We start from the raw sequence: 16725 nt of genomic DNA on the forward strand, positions 1-16725 counted from the left end.
GAATTGCTTTTTAAATAAACGCTTTAGTTTTTGTAATTTGCAGGCTATTGGTTTACTTAAGCCAAACCATTATATTCCACTGTCATTTCGAGCGCAGTCGAGAACTTAAAACCTAGTGTTTTAATGAGCTTTCGGCAACATTCAAAGTGACATTAATTTTCAAATTGAAAAACATGTCAGATCAAAAACGCCTTTTCCTCGTTGATGCCTACGCCCTTATTTTTCGTGGCTACTACGCTTTTATAAAAAACCCAAGAATTAATTCTAAAGGAGAAGATACCTCAGCCATTATGGGCTTTATGAATTCCCTTTTAGATGTCATTAAACGCGAACGACCAGATCATTTAGCCGTTTGTTTTGATAAAGGAGGTAGTGCAGATCGTGTAGAACTATTCGAAGCTTACAAAGCCAACAGAGACGAAACTCCCGAAGGCATCAAAACCGCTGTGCCATATATTATGGAAATTCTTAAAGCCATGCATATTCCAATCATGGTCAAAGAAGGTTTTGAAGCGGATGATGTCATTGGAACACTGGCTAAAAAAGCTGAAAAAGAAGGCTATAAAACCTTTATGGTGACTCCAGATAAGGATTTTGCACAACTCGTTTCTGAAAACATTTTTATGTACCGCCCAGTTTTTGGAGGTGGTTACGAAACTTGGGGCATCCCAGAAGTACAAAAGAAATTTGAAGTTACCGATCCTTTACAAGTCATTGACTTTTTAGGAATGATGGGAGATGCTTCCGATAATATTCCTGGACTACCTGGTGTTGGTGAAAAAACAGCCAAGAAATTCTTAAAAGCCTATGGCAGCATGGAAAACCTGTTTGCGAATACGCACGAGCTTAAAGGTAAAATGAAAGAAAAGATTGAAGCCAATCAAGAACTCGGCTTATTATCAAAACAATTGGCTACCATTATGCTCGATGTGCCTGTGGAGTTTAATGAAAAAGATTTTGAAATGTCAGAACCTGATATTCCTAAGGTCACCGAAATTTTTCAAGAATTAGAATTTAGACGTCTCATTGATAATTTTAATAAAACTTTTGCTCCCAAAACAGAAGACACAACAAATTCAAGTTCGAGTTCAACTTCAACTTCAAATTCGAGTTTAACTTCGAGTTCAAGTTCAACTTCTGGCGCGGGCGAAGGTCAGTTTTCATTATTTGGCGCTTCACCATCCAATGAAACAGATACTGAAACAAGTTCAGCATCTTTGAGAAAAACATCAGCAACCTATTCGCACTTCTACCAAAGTGTCGCATCTGGAATGGCCACCAAATTGTTTGTTAAGAACTTAATGAGTCAAACGTCGGTGTGTTTTGATACCGAAACTACAGGCTTAAATGCATTAACCGCAGAATTAGTCGGGATTGCATTTTCGTGGGAAGTGGGCAAAGGCTTTTATCTGCCTTTTCCAGAAGAAAGAACGGAAGCCCAAGAACTTATTGAAATACTAAGACCCTTTTTTGAAAGCGAAACCATCGAAAAAATCGGTCAGAATTTAAAATACGACATCAAAGTATTAGCCAAATATAACATTACCGTTAAAGGCAAACTCTTCGATACCATGTTAGCGCATTATTTAATCAATGCCGATATGCGCCATAATATGGACGTCTTAGCAGAAACCTATTTAAACTATACACCAATTTCTATTACAGACCTTATTGGTAAAAAAGGAAAGAATCAATTGTCTATGCGCGATGTGCCTTTAGAAAAATTAACCGAATATGCCGTAGAAGATGCAGATATTACCTTACAGTTAAAAGAACATTTCACCACGGAATTAGGTGAAGCTAATACCCAAAAATTATTCGATGAGATTGAAATTCCGCTACTACGTGTCTTAGCAGCTATGGAATTAGAAGGAATTAACCTCGATAAAGACTTTCTAGATTCCTTATCCGAAGACCTGAATAACGACATCGCAACACTCGAACAAGAAATTTATGCCGCTGCTGGCGAAGAATTCAACATTGCCTCACCGAAGCAGCTAGGGATTGTGTTGTTCGAAAAAATGAAATTGGTCGATAAACCTAAGAAAACCAAAACAGGGCAATATGCGACTGGCGAAGATATCTTATCCTATTTAGCAAAAGACCACGATATCATTCAGAAAATATTAGATTTTAGAGGCCTTTCAAAATTAAAGAGCACCTATGTCGATGCCTTACCTTTACAAGTAGAATCCTCTACAGGTCGTGTGCATACCGATTATATGCAGACCGTTGCAGCAACTGGGCGTTTAAGTAGTAACAATCCGAATTTACAGAATATTCCAATTCGTACCGAACGTGGTCGTCAAGTTAGAAAAGCCTTTATTCCAAGAAATGAAGAGTACATCTTACTCGCTGCCGATTATTCGCAAATAGAATTACGAATTATTGCCGCTTTAAGTGAAGAAGAAACCATGATTGAAGCCTTTAAGAATGGAGAAGATATTCATGCTTCAACCGCATCCAAAGTCTTTAATGTCCCATTGGCTGAAGTCACCAGAGAACAACGTAGCAATGCTAAAACGGTTAATTTCGGAATCATCTATGGTGTGTCTGCCTTCGGCTTAAGTAACCAAACCGATTTATCGCGTGGTGAGGCCAAAGAACTCATTGACACCTATTACGAAACCTATCCAAAACTAAAAGTCTACATGAGCAAGCAAGTCGATTTGGCTAGAGATCACGGCTACGTATCAACTGTTTTGGGTCGTCGTCGTTATTTAAAAGACATCAACTCACGTAACGCTGTGGTGAGAGGTGCTGCAGAACGAAATGCCGTAAACGCACCCATACAAGGAAGTGCTGCTGATATCATTAAAATCGCGATGATTAATATTTATAACAAGCTTGAAGCTGGCAATTATAAATCGAAGATGCTCTTACAAGTGCATGATGAATTGGTCTTTGACATCTACAAACCAGAATTAGAAGAATTAACCACCTTAATTAAAACCGAAATGGAAGGGGCTTTTAAATTGGATGTGCCTTTAGATGTTGAGGTGGATACTGGTGTTAATTGGTTGGAGGCGCATTAGTAATTTTGAATTTATCAAAAATGAACGAATACAAAACGATACAAACAGAATACCTAAGAGCATCAAGAACTATTGAAACAGTCTTAGTTTCAAATAATCACTTAAGTGACCTTTTCTTTATTTATAATTATGAAGGAATTTCATTTAGGGTGTTTAAAACTCATCTCGATTTGATAAACTTTTTTTTTAATAAATCAGAAAGTGATTATCATTTTGACACAGAGGATGCAGTTGATGATTTCTTAGCTGAAGTTAAATTAGCTGTATAGAATATGAAAACAATTCCTGTTACTTGTGCCATTATTCAATTTGGCAATAAAGTTTTAGCTGTTCAACGAAGTCAAACAATGAAACTTCCTTTGAAGTGGGAATTTGCTGGAGGTAAAATAGAAGCAGGAGAATCAGAAATTGAGTGTGTTAAAAGAGAAATATTTGAGGAATTGAATATTCATATTGAAGTCAAAGAAAGGTTGACTCCTGTTATTCATCAATATCCAGATTTCAAAATTGAATTAATCCCTTTTACTGCTAAATATGTTTCAGGAGAGTTGAAGCTTAAAGAACATTCTGATTTTGTTTTAGCAAATAAACAAGAATTGATTAATTTAGATTGGGCTGAAGCTGATTTATCAATTTTAAATGAATATTTAAAAGTTTAAAATAATTCTTCAATTCCTATTTCCTTCAAATAACTGTAAGTTCCTTCATAAAATTTATTCGGTCTTGTATGGTCTATATCTGAACCTTTGGGAATAAAAATAATCATACCTTGTCTTGCTCTAGTTAACAAAACTCGATAAGTATTTTTTAAATAGTTTCTACTTACTTCCTGATTTATATTTTGCCATTTACTTCCTTTAAAGTTCTGATATTTCCATTCGTTATCATTTAAATAAAAATTTGCTCCCCAAAGTAAACAGGTTCTATCTATTTCTAAACCCTGAATATCAAACTCAGTTGCGATATCTTCCATAAAGTATGAAGACCTAATATCTTCACTTGAGTTTAAAAACCAATAAGGTGCGGATATCTCATTCTTCACATCATAACCTAATGCTTTCAACCTTCTAGCACCTGAAGAGGCAATTAGACCTGTTCTTTCTGTTCCTTTACTTTCGTTTCTTAACCAGTTTTTTGCTACTTCTATATCTCTAGTTAAAAATATTGGAAATGATTTCTTAATCTCCGAATATAACTTTTTAGTATTATCTAAATTCAATTCTAATAGCTCATGCACAAAAGCAGATACCTGTTCTGACCTAAACGAGCGTACTGAAACTGATAAATGTAAATCTGTTTCAGAAATTCCATTTTCAATTAGCCATTTTCTTTGAGTTACACTTTTAATATAATTAGAACTATTAACTATTGTATTTGAAAAATGAATATCCCAATCTTTATAGTTCACTTCAAATGCATTAATCCACTCTTCTAAACCTGCTTCACCTGTATTTATCTCTTGTCCTCCTCCAACTAAACAAACTATTGTACACCAATCTTCATGACGATTCATTACATCAATTAAAAATTCTGGTTCAGACATAGCAAAATTTTCTATGCCTTTTTTTCTTTTCATAAAAGAGCTAACCTGTTTTTTAGTCCATGCTCTTTGAGCTTCATCAAAAACAACCACTTTTTCTGTTGGTTTAACATTATATTTTAAATATTCATCTCTAAAATGATGAATGTTTTGAATAAATGTACTCGTTCTTCTTTTTGCATTTTCCTTTGTTACTTTTTCTCCATTTTCTAAAGATGTTAAAACAAAATCTCTTGCTAAAGCCTCTCTTAATACCTCTACCAACGGACCATTTCCTGAAAGAAAAACAGCATGTTCATCTTCATCTGCAAGCATTCTTTCATTTGCAATACTTAAACCCGCTAAAGTTTTTCCAGCACCAGGCACTCCTGTTATAAAACAAATTGATTTTTTGTGGTTTCGTTTAGAATTTTCAATAACTCCATTTATATAATTAGAAGTTTTATTAAGATTTATTTTACCTGAATCATGTCTAGATATTTCTTCAACTTTATGTCCTTTATACAAAGCTTGCGCAGCCTCAACGATTGTCGGAGTAGGTTTATAAATTGAATTTTGCCATTCATTTATATTGATTCTCTCTTTAGAGTGCAAAAGAAATTTTTCCATACTATCTTTTATACCTAATTTATTACATTTTGCAACTTGCCGATGCTCTAAGACCTCATTTATACTTATAGAACTATCATCAGCATTAGTAGCTACCAATAACGGTATCAATTTCACAAAATGACTTCCCTCGTGAAAATTTTGCAAATCTAAACAATAGTCAATTACTTGTAATTCAGCATGTTTTCCATAAGTATCATCACCAACCTTGAATTCAACAACAAAAACACAATCCTCAACAATAATAATATTATCTACTCGCTTTCCCATTCTTGGAATTTGAAATTCAAAATAAATTGAACCATCTATTCCTTTCAATTCTTCTTTAAGAATTTCAATTTGCTTTATCCAAGCGTTCCTTTGTAATTCTTCTAAAGAACGATTTGTATGATTTAAACTTAATTGACCTAATATCGAATTTGAATCTTCTGTTAAAAAACCTAAGATTGTGTTATTATAGTAAGCTCTCTTCATTTAACTATCTGTCTTAAATTTATAATCTTGATAGCTAAGTTTTGTATTCTGATTTTTGAAGTCTAATAAATCAGAAATATCCATTTCAAAAGCTTTTGAAAACACAGCAATATTAGTAAGAGATATATTCCTCTCACCTCTTTCTATCATTCCAATATAGGTGCGATGAAATCCCGTTTTAAAAGAAAGCTGTTCTTGACTCAAATTTTGTTGAGTTCTTAAATTTCGAATTCGTGTACCAAATTCTTTTAATAGAAACTTGTTTACCATACACCGAATCTATACTTATTGTATGCAGTAATCAACATACAATATGTATCATTTTATTATATTTGATGTAAATAAATTACTCAGAATGAAAAGATCTAGAAAAACTTTATTTGCCATTTACAAGCATGGAAAACATTTAGGAAATGAAAGAGGAAAAGATGAAAACGATGCCATTAAAAAATATTTAATAGCAGCATTATTTAATGAATTATCAACTGATTTAGAGTTTGTATCCCTTTATCGGGCGACAATTGCATTAAAAAACATTCATTATTAACTTACCTATATTATAGAAAGTATTATCACTACTATAATGACTGTTATCTTTTCTAATATAAATATGAATTTCCTTCCACACCCCTAAAGTCCCCTCAAGGGGACATTTGATAAAGGAAAATAGGATATTCATAGGGTTTATCGATTGGGTATTGCTAAAATAAATTTAATTCTTTATACTTATGTTTGTTGGTCTAGATTGTCCCCTTGAGGATTATTGAAATGAAAATATATTTTCATTGAAGATACCGAGCGTAGCTCATTAGGGGTGTTTTCCTAATAATTCCCCAACCTTCTCTTCAATAACCAACAACACACTAAACATATTCTTTTTAACCTCTTCATTAGAAAACCTTAAAAAGGTAACGCCATAAGCCTCTAACTCACTTTGTCGTTTGGTATCATATTGAAAACTGTACTCATGACTATCACCATCAATTTCAATCACCAATCGTAATTCATGACAATAAAAATCCGCTATATAACTTAACATCGGCACCTGCCTATGAAATTGCACACCATAAGCACGCTGTTTTATATGTTGCCAAAGTAAGACTTCAGGCAAAGTACTATGTTTTCTTAGTTGTCTGGCGAGTTGCTTTAGTTCTGGATTGTATGGAATGATTTTGTTTTTCATTTTACTAATTTATCACTCATCTTTTTACACCCCTAAAGTCCCCTCTAGGGGACAATCTAGACCAAGAAACTTTTGTGTAAAAATTAGTTTTTATTGATCCCATTCATAATATACAATTTTATGAATAACATGTTTTCCTTAAACAAATTTCCCTTTGAGGATTATTAAGGTGAAAGAATTCTTTTATCAAAAATACCGAGCGTAACTCTTTAAGGGTGTTATCCAACCAATCCCTAACATTCTCTTCAAGATTAAACAACACACCAATTTATCAAAAACATCAAACAAAAAAAAAGCCCCAATTATAAAATAATCAAGGCCATTTAAATAAGATTTACGTAACGCTACTTCTTCAAAAGCTTTTCTGTATGCGTTTTACCATCATTGGTAACCACGTTTAAGATATAAACTCCAGAAACAAGACGACTAACATCTAATACATCTACAGAAGTACGTTCCATTAATTGCTGTCCATTTAAATTATAAACAGACACCTGTGCAATATCTTCGCTCTGAATACCTGTAATTTGTAATTCATCAGCAACCGGATTTGGATAAATACGCAATGCTGAGGCATCCGTAACATCATCAACACTTAAGGTACCGCTTTCATAACTAAAATTATCGTAATAAGCATCACCACCATAATTGTTATGCAGCATATTAAAACCTAAAATAGCAACAGACGTAAAATTGCTACGTGTATGTATTAATACATCATTTAAATAATACTTTAATTCTGTGGCAGTCACTTCAATTTTAATGTTTAACCAAGTGTTTGGAGTCCATTCGGCACCTTCAATATAAAACGCGCTGTAATAAATATTATCAATGGTATAAATCTTCCCTTGATTTTCCATAGCAATACCTGCTATTGGAACAAAGTCGTCATTAGTATCAATACCAAATAAAGTCACTTCAAAATCGGCTCCGAAATCTTCTGTAACCATAACATCATAGGAGAATGTAAAATCCTCAAATGATTTTGGAGTGTCAAAGTTTTTTGCAGCACCAAAAATTGGAGCAAATTGAGCACCAAAACTTGGCTCATAGGAATTTTTAAAGGCATAAACACCGTCTGAAGCTTCCTCATCAGATACGATTTGATTCTGAAGAAAAGCGCCATCGCCACTTTCTGTAACTTCCCATCCATTTTGATTATTTAGTGTTCCTAAAGTGTAAGATTCACTGGTTTCAAAGGAAATTGTTTCCTGACTAAAGACTCCTCCTGTAAGTAATAACATGAAGGCAATTGTGTAGTTTTTTATCATTTTTTTTTATTGTTTAGAGGTATAAAATTAATCTAAATACAATGGAAAAACCAAAACAATTAACACTTCAAAAAGGTCCGAAATCAGTAGTTAATTGAGGTTCTGACACCTATCATAATTACGTATTTAACAACGTCATTAACCTACCCCATCAAAATACAGTTTCCTCTCCTCATAAAAGTTAATCTAATTCGTATCAAAAAAGAATTTACCCGTACTTACTTCGGGTTATTCTCGGGTATATGCCAACATATCCTAAGCCAAAAGGCCTAGAACAAATATTATAAAAACATCAATTAGATTAAAGCAAACACCCTAGAACTAACGGCGCTTCTTCTTGTTACGTTTCTTGCCCTTAAACCGCACCTTATCCTCTGGCTTTCGCTGATTAAAAGGCACCGCATCATTAAAGGTGTTTTTTGCCTCTCCTTTAGGTTTGTTTTTACGCCACTTTTCAGTTTTCTCAGGCAGTAAAACACTTAATAAATCTTCACGACCTAATTTATTTAAGGTCTTTTTAATCCACGCTTTATTTTCATCCTTATACCAGAAGAAAAAACGGTGTTGTTCGTCTTTCTCTTTTCTAGTAATAGGAGTGTTCACTTTTTTAAGGGTGTACGGATGGTAACCACTATAATAAATAACAGTCGCAACCGTCATTGGTGTTGGTGTAAACCCTTGTACTTGCTCTAACTGAAAGCCCATATCTTTAGTTTCAGCCGCCAAATTAGCCATATCCTCTACCTCACAAGCCGGATGATTCGATATAAAATAAGGAATCAACTGAAGCTTTAAGCCTTTCTTAATATTAATCTTATCAAAACGTTCTTTAAACTTATGGAAGTATTTAAACGACGGCTTACGCATCAATTTCAATACAGGATCACTGGTATGTTCTGGTGCTACCTTTAGTCGACCAGAAACATGTTTCGTCATTACCTCTTCCGTATAAGCATCTAACTCTTTAGGGTCGGCATTTTTATTAAATTCGGGCACCAACATATCATGTCTAATCCCCGAACCAATAAAAGATTTCTTCACCTTTGGATGCTTATCTACCGCTTGGTATAATTCCGTTAAAGGTTTATGAGACGTATCTAAATTGCTACAAATTACAGGCGAAATACAACTCGGTGCCACACACTTGTCGCAAATAGATTGCACTTTCCCTTTCATCTGATACATATTAGCACTTGGTCCACCAATATCACTTAAATACCCTTTAAAATCGGGCATATTAGCCACAGTATCGACTTCTTTTAAAATAGATTCCTGACTACGAGAGGCAATAAATTTTCCTTGGTGCGCCGAAATGGTACAAAAGCTACAACCACCAAAACACCCACGGTGAATGTTGATAGAAAACTTAATCATTTCAAACGCAGGAATTGGTCCACGCTTATTATATTTTGGATGTGGTAATCGGGTATAAGGTAAATCAAAAGAGGCATCAATTTCAGCTTCTGTCATCGTAGGATACGGCGGATTAATCATCAAGGTCTTATTCCCTATTTTCTGAAAAATACGGCGTGCTGCTAGCTTATTCGACTCTTGCTCTATCGTTTTAAAGTTAGAAGCAAATTTCTTTTTATCACGCAAACAAACCTCATGCGACTGTATTTCAACATCTTCCCAATTGCTATTCTTAGGAATCTTAGCATCAGCATCTAATAAAACGGCTGTTTGTTTTACTGTCGTAATACTACTAAACGGCACCCCTTTTTGCAACAAACGCACCACTTCACGCAAAGGCTGTTCACCCATACCGTAAACCAACATATCGGCTTTAGAGGTTTCTAAAATACTTGGCATTAATTTATCACTCCAATAATCGTAATGCGTAACTCGTCGTAGTGACGCTTCAATCCCTCCTATTAAAACCGGAGTATCGGGCCATTTCTCTTTTAGAATATTAGTATATACAGTAGTCGCATAATCCGGACGAAACCCTATATCTCCATTAGGAGTATACGCATCCTTATCACGACGTTTTTTATTCGCGTTATAATTGCTAATCATAGGGTCCATACAGCCACCTGTAACCCCAAAAAACAACTTTGGCTGTCCTAATTTTACAAAATCCTGAAGATTATCATTCACATTAGGCTGTGGTACTATAGCCACACGCAACCCAAAACTTTCTAACATACGTCCTATAACCGCAGGACCAAATGTTGGATGATCTACATAAGCATCTCCGCTAAACAGAATAACATCGAGTGCTTCCCATCCGCGAATCTTCACCTCTTTGTTTGTGGTAGGTAACCAATCTGAAAGTTGTAATTCGTTCTTCACGTTGCAAAAGTAGTTAAAATATTGCCGCTTAGGCAGTACAAAAAGTTAAGTTAGTTGGTGATTCGTGATTCGTGATTCGTGATTCGTGATTCGTGATTCGTGATTAAATTAATAAATTCCATTTTAGATTAATTAAAAACAATTAAATTCTAACATTATATCAACAATATCACAACTAATTAAGCAAAAAACAAACTCACAGACCTTTAGGTTAACTGGTTATTTCTACAAGTTAAGGGCTTTTATACTTTCAATCTTATTACGTTCTAAATACGCATCAATCGTTTCAAAATGTTCAATCACACGTTGGTCTTTAAACTCAAACACTTTTTTAGATAAACCTTGTAGAAAATCACGATCGTGAGACACCAATATTAAAGTCCCATCAAAATTCTGAAGCGCTTCTTTCAATACATCTTTCGACTTTAAATCTAAGTGATTGGTAGGCTCATCGAGAATCAATAAGTTCACCGGTTCTAGCAATAGTTTAACCATGGCTAATCTGGTTTTTTCACCACCAGAAAGTACACTTACTTTTTTATCAATATCGTCTCCTCTAAACATAAAACCACCCAAAATACTTTTAATTTGAGTTCTTACATCTCCTTGAGCGACTTCATCAACGGTTTGAAAAATGGTTAAACTTTCATCCAACAAAGCCGCTTGGTTCTGCGCAAAATAACCAACCTTCACATTATGACCTAAACTACAAGTCCCTTCGACATCAATCTCACCTAAAATCGCTTTTATCATGGTAGACTTCCCTTCTCCATTTCGACCTACAAAACAAACCTTCTCACCTCTAGCAATAGACATATTAGCGTTATGAAACACCACATGATCATCATAAGATTTAGAAACATCTTTAACCGTCACTGGATAATCACCAGAACGTTGTGTTGCAGGAAAACGCAATTTTAAAGCCGATGTATCAATTTCATCAATTTCAATAATATCTAATTTTTCAAGCATACGCTCACGAGACGTCACCTGATTCGTTTTAGAATACGTGCCTTTAAAACGTTCTATAAATTGCATATTATCAGCAATAAATTTCTGTTGTTCTTGATACGCTTTTACCTGATGCAAACGTCTATCTTCACGTAATTGTAAGTAGTGGGTATAATTCGCTTTATAATCATAAATACGTCCCATTGTCACTTCAATAGTTCTATTGGTAATATTATCAACAAAAGCACGATCGTGAGAAATAACCACAACAGCATCGGCTTTATTCAATAAAAAATCTTCTAACCAAATTACCGATTCTATATCAATATGGTTAGTAGGCTCATCCAATAAAATTAAATCTGGTTTTTGTAATAAAATTTTAGCCAGCTCAATTCGCATACGGAAACCACCAGAAAACTCACTAGTAAGTCTTGTAAAATCTTCCTGTTTAAATCCTAAACCCTTTAAGGCTTTCTCCACTTCAGCATCATAATTCACGTCTTCTAAAGCGTAATACTTCTCCCCTAAATCAGAAACACGCTCAATGATTTTCATGTACTCATCAGATTCGTAATCCGTTCTAGTTTCTAACTGTTTGTTAAGCGCTTCCATTTCATCACGCATTTCATACACGTGCTTAAAGGCTTTAGACGCTTCCTCAAAAACGGTCGTATTATCTTCCGTCAATAAATGTTGCGGTAAATAAGCAATAACAGCATCTTTAGGACATCTTACATTACCACGTGTTGCACTTTGTACACCTGCAATAATTTTCATCATGGTCGATTTTCCTGCACCATTTTTACCCATTAAAGCAATCTTATCATTGGCATTAATAGTAAACGACACATCACTAAACAGGGTGTGACCACTAAATTCTACGGCTAAATTATCTACTGAAATCATAATCAAAATTTTGAAGCTGCAAAACTACTAAATGGTAAGGCATTATTTTTAATTGTGCATAAAATTATATAACGTTTTATTTCAGTCAATTCTATTCCTATTTCAGTCAAGCCTTGCAACACTTTTAAATTAATTTTAGAATCAATTTATAAGTAACCTTTAATTCCATAATTATAATTATTACAAAAGTATTAGGCTTAACAAGTACATTAACAAGAAGCAAAAAAGCCAAAATCGCTATTTTAGATTTAGAAATGGTAGTATTAGCTTATGCCCTCTATCAACAAAACCAAGAAAAGAAAAATAAGCGACTTAAATCTTAGTGGTATAAGATTTTGAAGTAATTTTGCAGTCGTATTTTAAGATTATGAGTATTATTTCAAAAGACATATCAAAAGCGGTTCAACTTTTAACGGCTGAAGAACTTGTTGCTATTCCAACAGAAACAGTCTATGGATTAGCAGGAAATATTTACAGCGAAAAAGCAATAAAAGCTATTTTTGAAACCAAGAAGCGACCATTTTTTAATCCACTTATCGTTCATATATCATCCATTGACCAACTCACTAGCATTGTAGAATACATCCCTAAAAAAGCACAATTATTAGCAGAAGCGTTTTGGCCAGGACCAATGACTTTAGTCTTAAAAAAGAAAAACACCATACCCGATTTAATTACAGGAGGCAAAGCTACGGTTGCCGTTAGAGTACCCAATCACCCAACGATATTAAAATTATTAAATCAATTAGACTTCCCATTAGCCGCACCATCTGCCAATCCATTTAGTAGCATTAGTCCAACCACAGCCAAACACGTGGAAACCTATTTTAAAGACCAAATCCCCATGGTTTTAGACGGAGGACCTTGTACTAGTGGTATTGAATCTACCATAATAGGTTTTGAAAATGACGAACCTATTATATACCGTTTGGGATCAACAGCCATTGAAGCTATTGAAGCCGTGGTTGGCAAGGTTGAAATTAAAAACACAAAAGAAGTGAGTCCGGATGCTCCTGGCATGTTAGCCCGCCATTATGCCCCAAAAACCACAACAATATTAACGAATAATATGATAGACGCTGTAAAACTTGAAGCCGACAAACGTATCGGTGTTCTTGCTTTTAAAGCTAAAATTGAAAATCCTAATATCGTATCTCAAATTATATTATCTGAAACCGGAAACATGTTAGAAGCCGCATCAAAACTTTACGATGCTCTACATCAATTAGACAAACAAAACCTCGATATTATTATAGCCGAAGAATTCCCAGATTATGGTTTAGGAAAATCCATAAACGACAGGCTAACTAGAGCTACAAAACACTAAACTGAAAACCCCTTTTTTAAACCTACTGATTTTCAGGACAAAAATAAGTTCATCAAGGTTTGGTAAATCAATAGTTTATCGTAAATTTGCAAACTCTTTTTTAAAGAGGAATGTTTAATCTATTGTGTCATTTAAGGCACAATTATAAATCAAATTAGTGTGGATACATTAAGCTACAAAACAGTTTCAGCTAACAAAGCTACCGTTAATAAGGAGTGGGTTTTAGTTGATGCTGAAGGACAAACTTTAGGTCGCTTAGCTTCGAGAGTAGCAATACTTTTAAGAGGTAAGCACAAACCTAATTTTACGCCACACGTTGATTGCGGTGACAACGTAATTGTTGTTAATGCAGAAAAAATCAACTTAACTGGTAACAAATGGACGGAAAAAAGTTACATCCGTCACACAGGTTATCCAGGTGGACAAAAAAGCCTGACAGCTACTGAAATGTTTGAGAAAGACCCAACCAGATTAGTAGAAAAGTCAGTGAAAGGAATGTTGCCTAAAAACAAATTAGGAGCAGCTCTTTTTAGAAATTTAACTGTTGTTTCAGGTACTGAGCACGCTCACGCAGCTCAAAAACCTAAAGCAATGAAATTAAACGAAATTAACTAAATGGAAGTAATTCACAAAATTGGCCGTAGAAAGACGGCTGTTGCTCGTGTGTACGTTGCCGAAGGTAGTGGCAAAATCACAGTGAACAAAAAAGACATGGCGGATTATTTTACTACTGCGACATTGCAGTATAAAGTAAACCAACCTTTAGCCTTGACTAACAATGATGGCAACTTTGATATTACTGTTAACGTATATGGAGGTGGTATCACCGGCCAGGCAGAAGCAATACGTTTAGGCCTTTCTCGTGCAATGTGCGAGTTAGATCCTGAAAACAGATTAGTATTAAAGCCAGAAGGTCTATTAACTAGAGATCCAAGAATGGTAGAAAGAAAGAAATTCGGACAGAAAAAAGCTCGAAAGAAATTCCAATTCTCGAAACGTTAATATCCAAACAACACTTAATTCAGAACTTGTATTTTCAGGTTCTGAATTATTTTATTTTATTGAAATTAAAATTCACTTGAAGTTATTCAGGTAATTTAAATAGCGCTCAAAAGACATTTGAGACAAAGTTTAGCATCTAAATGAAGCCAACAGTAAATAGTGAAAACTATAAGCCAAATGGAACATTGCTAATTTAACAGAACGTAAACTATTACAAAATGGAAAAAGTAGAAGTAAAAGAATTACTTGAAGCAGGTGTACACTTCGGTCACCTTACACGTAAATGGAACCCAAACATGGCTCCTTACATTTATATGGAACGTAACGGTATCCATATTATCAACCTTTACAAAACAGCAGCAAAAATTGAAGAAACTTCTGAAGCCTTAGCTAAAATAGCAGCATCAGGAAAGAAAATCTTATTCGTTGCTACTAAAAAACAAGCTAAAGACATCGTTGCTGAAAAAGCAGGTGCAGTAAACCAACCTTACATTACTGAGCGTTGGCCTGGTGGAATGTTAACTAACTTCGTTACAATCAGAAAAGCCGTTAAAAAAATGGCAGCTATTGATAGAATGAAGAAAGATGGTACATTCAACTCTTTATCTAAAAAAGAGCGTTTACAAGTAGATCGTTTACGTGCAAAATTAGAAAAGAATTTAGGTTCTATTTCTGACATGACTCGTTTACCAGGTGCTATATTTGTTGTAGATATTATGCGTGAGCATATTGCAATTAAAGAAGCTCAAAAATTGAACATTCCAATTTTTGCAATGGTAGATACAAACTCGAGATCCACGTGAAGTTGATTATTTAATCCCTTCAAATGATGATGCTTCTAAATCTATAGACAAAATTTTATCTATCGTAACTTCTGCTATAGCAGACGGTTTAAACGAAAGAAAAGCTGAACGTTCAGAGAAAGAAGGTAAAGCTCAAAAAGGAGAAGCAAAAGCTAAGCCTGCTCAAAAAGCAGATAAAGCTGTTGCATCTGAAGAAGAAGAATAAATAACATTTATACAATACTAAAAGTCATTTGGTTCTTTTCATTTTGAAAATTAATTAAATGACTTTTTAAATTTAAAAACTATGGAAAATACTGTAAAAATTACAGCAGCAGAAGTCAACAAGCTAAGACAAGCAACTGGTGCTGGGATGATGGATTGTAAAAAAGCTTTAGTTGAAGCTGGTGGTGATTTTGATAAAGCCATTGAAGTTTTACGTAAAAAAGGACAAAAAGTTGCAGAAAAAAGAGCCGATAGAGACTCTTCTGAAGGTGCTGCAATCGCAAAAATTAATGCAGACAACACTTCTGGTGTTGCTATTGTATTAGGTTGTGAAACTGATTTTGTTGGTAAAAACGAAAACTTCGTAGCATTAGCTAATGATTTAGCTGATATCGCATTAAACCATGACACAAAAGAAGCATTTTTAGCTGCTGATTTTGGTGGTATGACTGTTGCAGAAAAATTAGTAGAACAAACTGGAGTTATCGGTGAGAAATTAGACATCACTGCTTTCGAAAAATTAGAAGCTCCTTATGTTGGACAATATGTACACATCAACAAAATTGCTGCTTTAGTAGGTTTATCAGCTAAAGTTGATAACGTTGAAACTTTAGTTAAAGATGTTGCAATGCAAGTCGCTTCTATGGGAGCATCAACATTATCTTATAAAGATTTTGATCCAGCTTTTATTGCCTCTGAAACTGAAGCGCGTATCGCTGTTATTGAAAAAGATAATATTGAATTAGGACGTTTAGGTAAGACTTTAAAGAATGTACCAAGTTACATCTCTATGGCACAATTAACTCCTGAAGTTCTTGCTGAAGCTGAAGAAGCTGCTAAAGCAGAATTAAAAGCTGAAGGTAAACCAGAACAAATCTGGGATAGAATTTTACCAGGTAAAATGGAACGTTTCATTTCTGACAATACAACTTTAGATCAAGAACAATGTTTGTTAGATCAAAAGTTTATTAAAGACGAAAAGCAAACTGTTGCTGATTACGTTAAAACTTATGGTGACGTTTCTGTTACTGGTTTCAAACGTGCTACAGTAGGATAATAAAGAGGCTTTTATAGCAACTTCTTAATCATAAAAAACCACTATTATTTATTTAATAGTGGTTTTTT

General features: G+C 34.3%; 14 protein-coding genes and 1 pseudogene. 9 read left to right on the forward strand and 6 right to left on the reverse strand.

The annotated features are described in order from the left end of the window. The first annotated feature begins 173 nt into the window (after positions 1-173). From polA to ACXGSQ_RS01320, 3 genes are read left to right on the forward strand one after another with little or no spacing between them, the layout of a single operon-like run. The gene (gene polA, locus ACXGSQ_RS01310) at positions 174-3035 is read left to right on the forward strand and encodes a DNA polymerase I (protein ID WP_458627850.1); all 2862 of its coding nucleotides are present in this window, start codon (positions 174-176) and stop codon (positions 3033-3035) included. 20 nt (positions 3036-3055) lie between these two features. Then, positions 3056-3304, forward strand: a complete 249-nt coding sequence (locus ACXGSQ_RS01315; RefSeq protein ID WP_458627851.1) for a hypothetical protein — start codon at positions 3056-3058, stop codon at positions 3302-3304. 3 nt (positions 3305-3307) lie between these two features. After that, the gene (locus ACXGSQ_RS01320) at positions 3308-3694 is read left to right on the forward strand and encodes a (deoxy)nucleoside triphosphate pyrophosphohydrolase (RefSeq protein ID WP_458627852.1); all 387 of its coding nucleotides are present in this window, start codon (positions 3308-3310) and stop codon (positions 3692-3694) included. On the opposite strand, the gene ACXGSQ_RS01325 is transcribed toward ACXGSQ_RS01320, so the two are convergent. Both ACXGSQ_RS01325 and ACXGSQ_RS01330 read right to left on the reverse strand, forming a co-directional pair. Next, complete coding sequence (locus ACXGSQ_RS01325) at positions 3691-5658, reverse strand: DUF2075 domain-containing protein (RefSeq protein WP_458627853.1); 1968 nt, start codon at positions 5656-5658, stop codon at positions 3691-3693. The two genes, ACXGSQ_RS01320 and ACXGSQ_RS01325, sit on opposite strands and share 4 nt — an antisense overlap. Then, on the reverse strand, positions 5659-5928 hold the full coding sequence (locus ACXGSQ_RS01330; protein ID WP_458627854.1) for a helix-turn-helix domain-containing protein: 270 nt from the start codon (positions 5926-5928) through the stop codon (positions 5659-5661). Positions 5929-6013: 85 nt separating this feature from the next. Here ACXGSQ_RS01330 and ACXGSQ_RS01335 point away from each other — a divergent pair, with 85 nt between their 5' ends. Continuing rightward, positions 6014-6205 (forward strand): hypothetical protein, encoded by a 192-nt coding sequence (locus ACXGSQ_RS01335; protein WP_458627855.1) that lies wholly within the window; start codon positions 6014-6016, stop codon positions 6203-6205. 261 nt (positions 6206-6466) lie between these two features. Here the strand turns inward: ACXGSQ_RS01335 and ACXGSQ_RS01340 are convergent, their stop codons facing one another. The 4 genes from ACXGSQ_RS01340 to ACXGSQ_RS01355 all read right to left on the reverse strand — a co-directional run bounded on the left by ACXGSQ_RS01340 (position 6467) and on the right by ACXGSQ_RS01355 (position 12264). Beyond that, positions 6467-6841, reverse strand: coding sequence for an endonuclease domain-containing protein (locus ACXGSQ_RS01340; protein WP_458627856.1), 375 nt, complete (start codon positions 6839-6841; stop codon positions 6467-6469). Between the two features lie 344 nt (positions 6842-7185). Then, positions 7186-8112 (reverse strand): T9SS type A sorting domain-containing protein, encoded by a 927-nt coding sequence (locus tag ACXGSQ_RS01345; RefSeq protein ID WP_458627857.1) that lies wholly within the window; start codon positions 8110-8112, stop codon positions 7186-7188. A gap of 321 nt (positions 8113-8433) precedes the next feature. Continuing rightward, positions 8434-10407: a YgiQ family radical SAM protein gene (locus ACXGSQ_RS01350; RefSeq protein ID WP_458627858.1), complete on the reverse strand. Its 1974-nt coding sequence runs from the start codon at positions 10405-10407 to the stop codon at positions 8434-8436. A gap of 225 nt (positions 10408-10632) precedes the next feature. Next, the gene (locus ACXGSQ_RS01355) at positions 10633-12264 is read right to left on the reverse strand and encodes an ABC-F family ATP-binding cassette domain-containing protein (protein WP_458627859.1); all 1632 of its coding nucleotides are present in this window, start codon (positions 12262-12264) and stop codon (positions 10633-10635) included. Between the two features lie 367 nt (positions 12265-12631). Between ACXGSQ_RS01355 and ACXGSQ_RS01360 the strand changes: the two genes are divergently transcribed. The 5 genes and pseudogenes from ACXGSQ_RS01360 (at position 12632) to tsf (ending at position 16657) form a co-directional block, all read left to right on the forward strand. Further along, entirely contained in the window at positions 12632-13591 is a 960-nt protein-coding gene (locus ACXGSQ_RS01360) for an L-threonylcarbamoyladenylate synthase (protein WP_458627860.1), read from the forward strand. A gap of 159 nt (positions 13592-13750) precedes the next feature. Next, complete coding sequence (gene rplM, locus ACXGSQ_RS01365; RefSeq protein ID WP_458627861.1) at positions 13751-14206, forward strand: 50S ribosomal protein L13; 456 nt, start codon at positions 13751-13753, stop codon at positions 14204-14206. Next, positions 14207-14593 carry a 30S ribosomal protein S9 gene (rpsI, locus tag ACXGSQ_RS01370; RefSeq protein WP_110474729.1) on the forward strand — a complete coding sequence of 129 codons (387 nt, stop codon included), beginning with the start codon at positions 14207-14209 and terminating at the stop codon, positions 14591-14593. 218 nt (positions 14594-14811) lie between these two features. Continuing rightward, positions 14812-15601, forward strand: a pseudogene (gene rpsB / locus ACXGSQ_RS01375) (30S ribosomal protein S2). Positions 15602-15682: 81 nt separating this feature from the next. Then, a complete protein-coding gene (gene tsf, locus ACXGSQ_RS01380; protein WP_458627862.1) occupies positions 15683-16657 on the forward strand; it encodes a translation elongation factor Ts in 975 nt (324 codons plus the stop codon). Positions 16658-16725 lie beyond the last annotated feature (68 nt).

It is taken from the genome of Winogradskyella sp. PC D3.3, assembly GCF_054366245.1.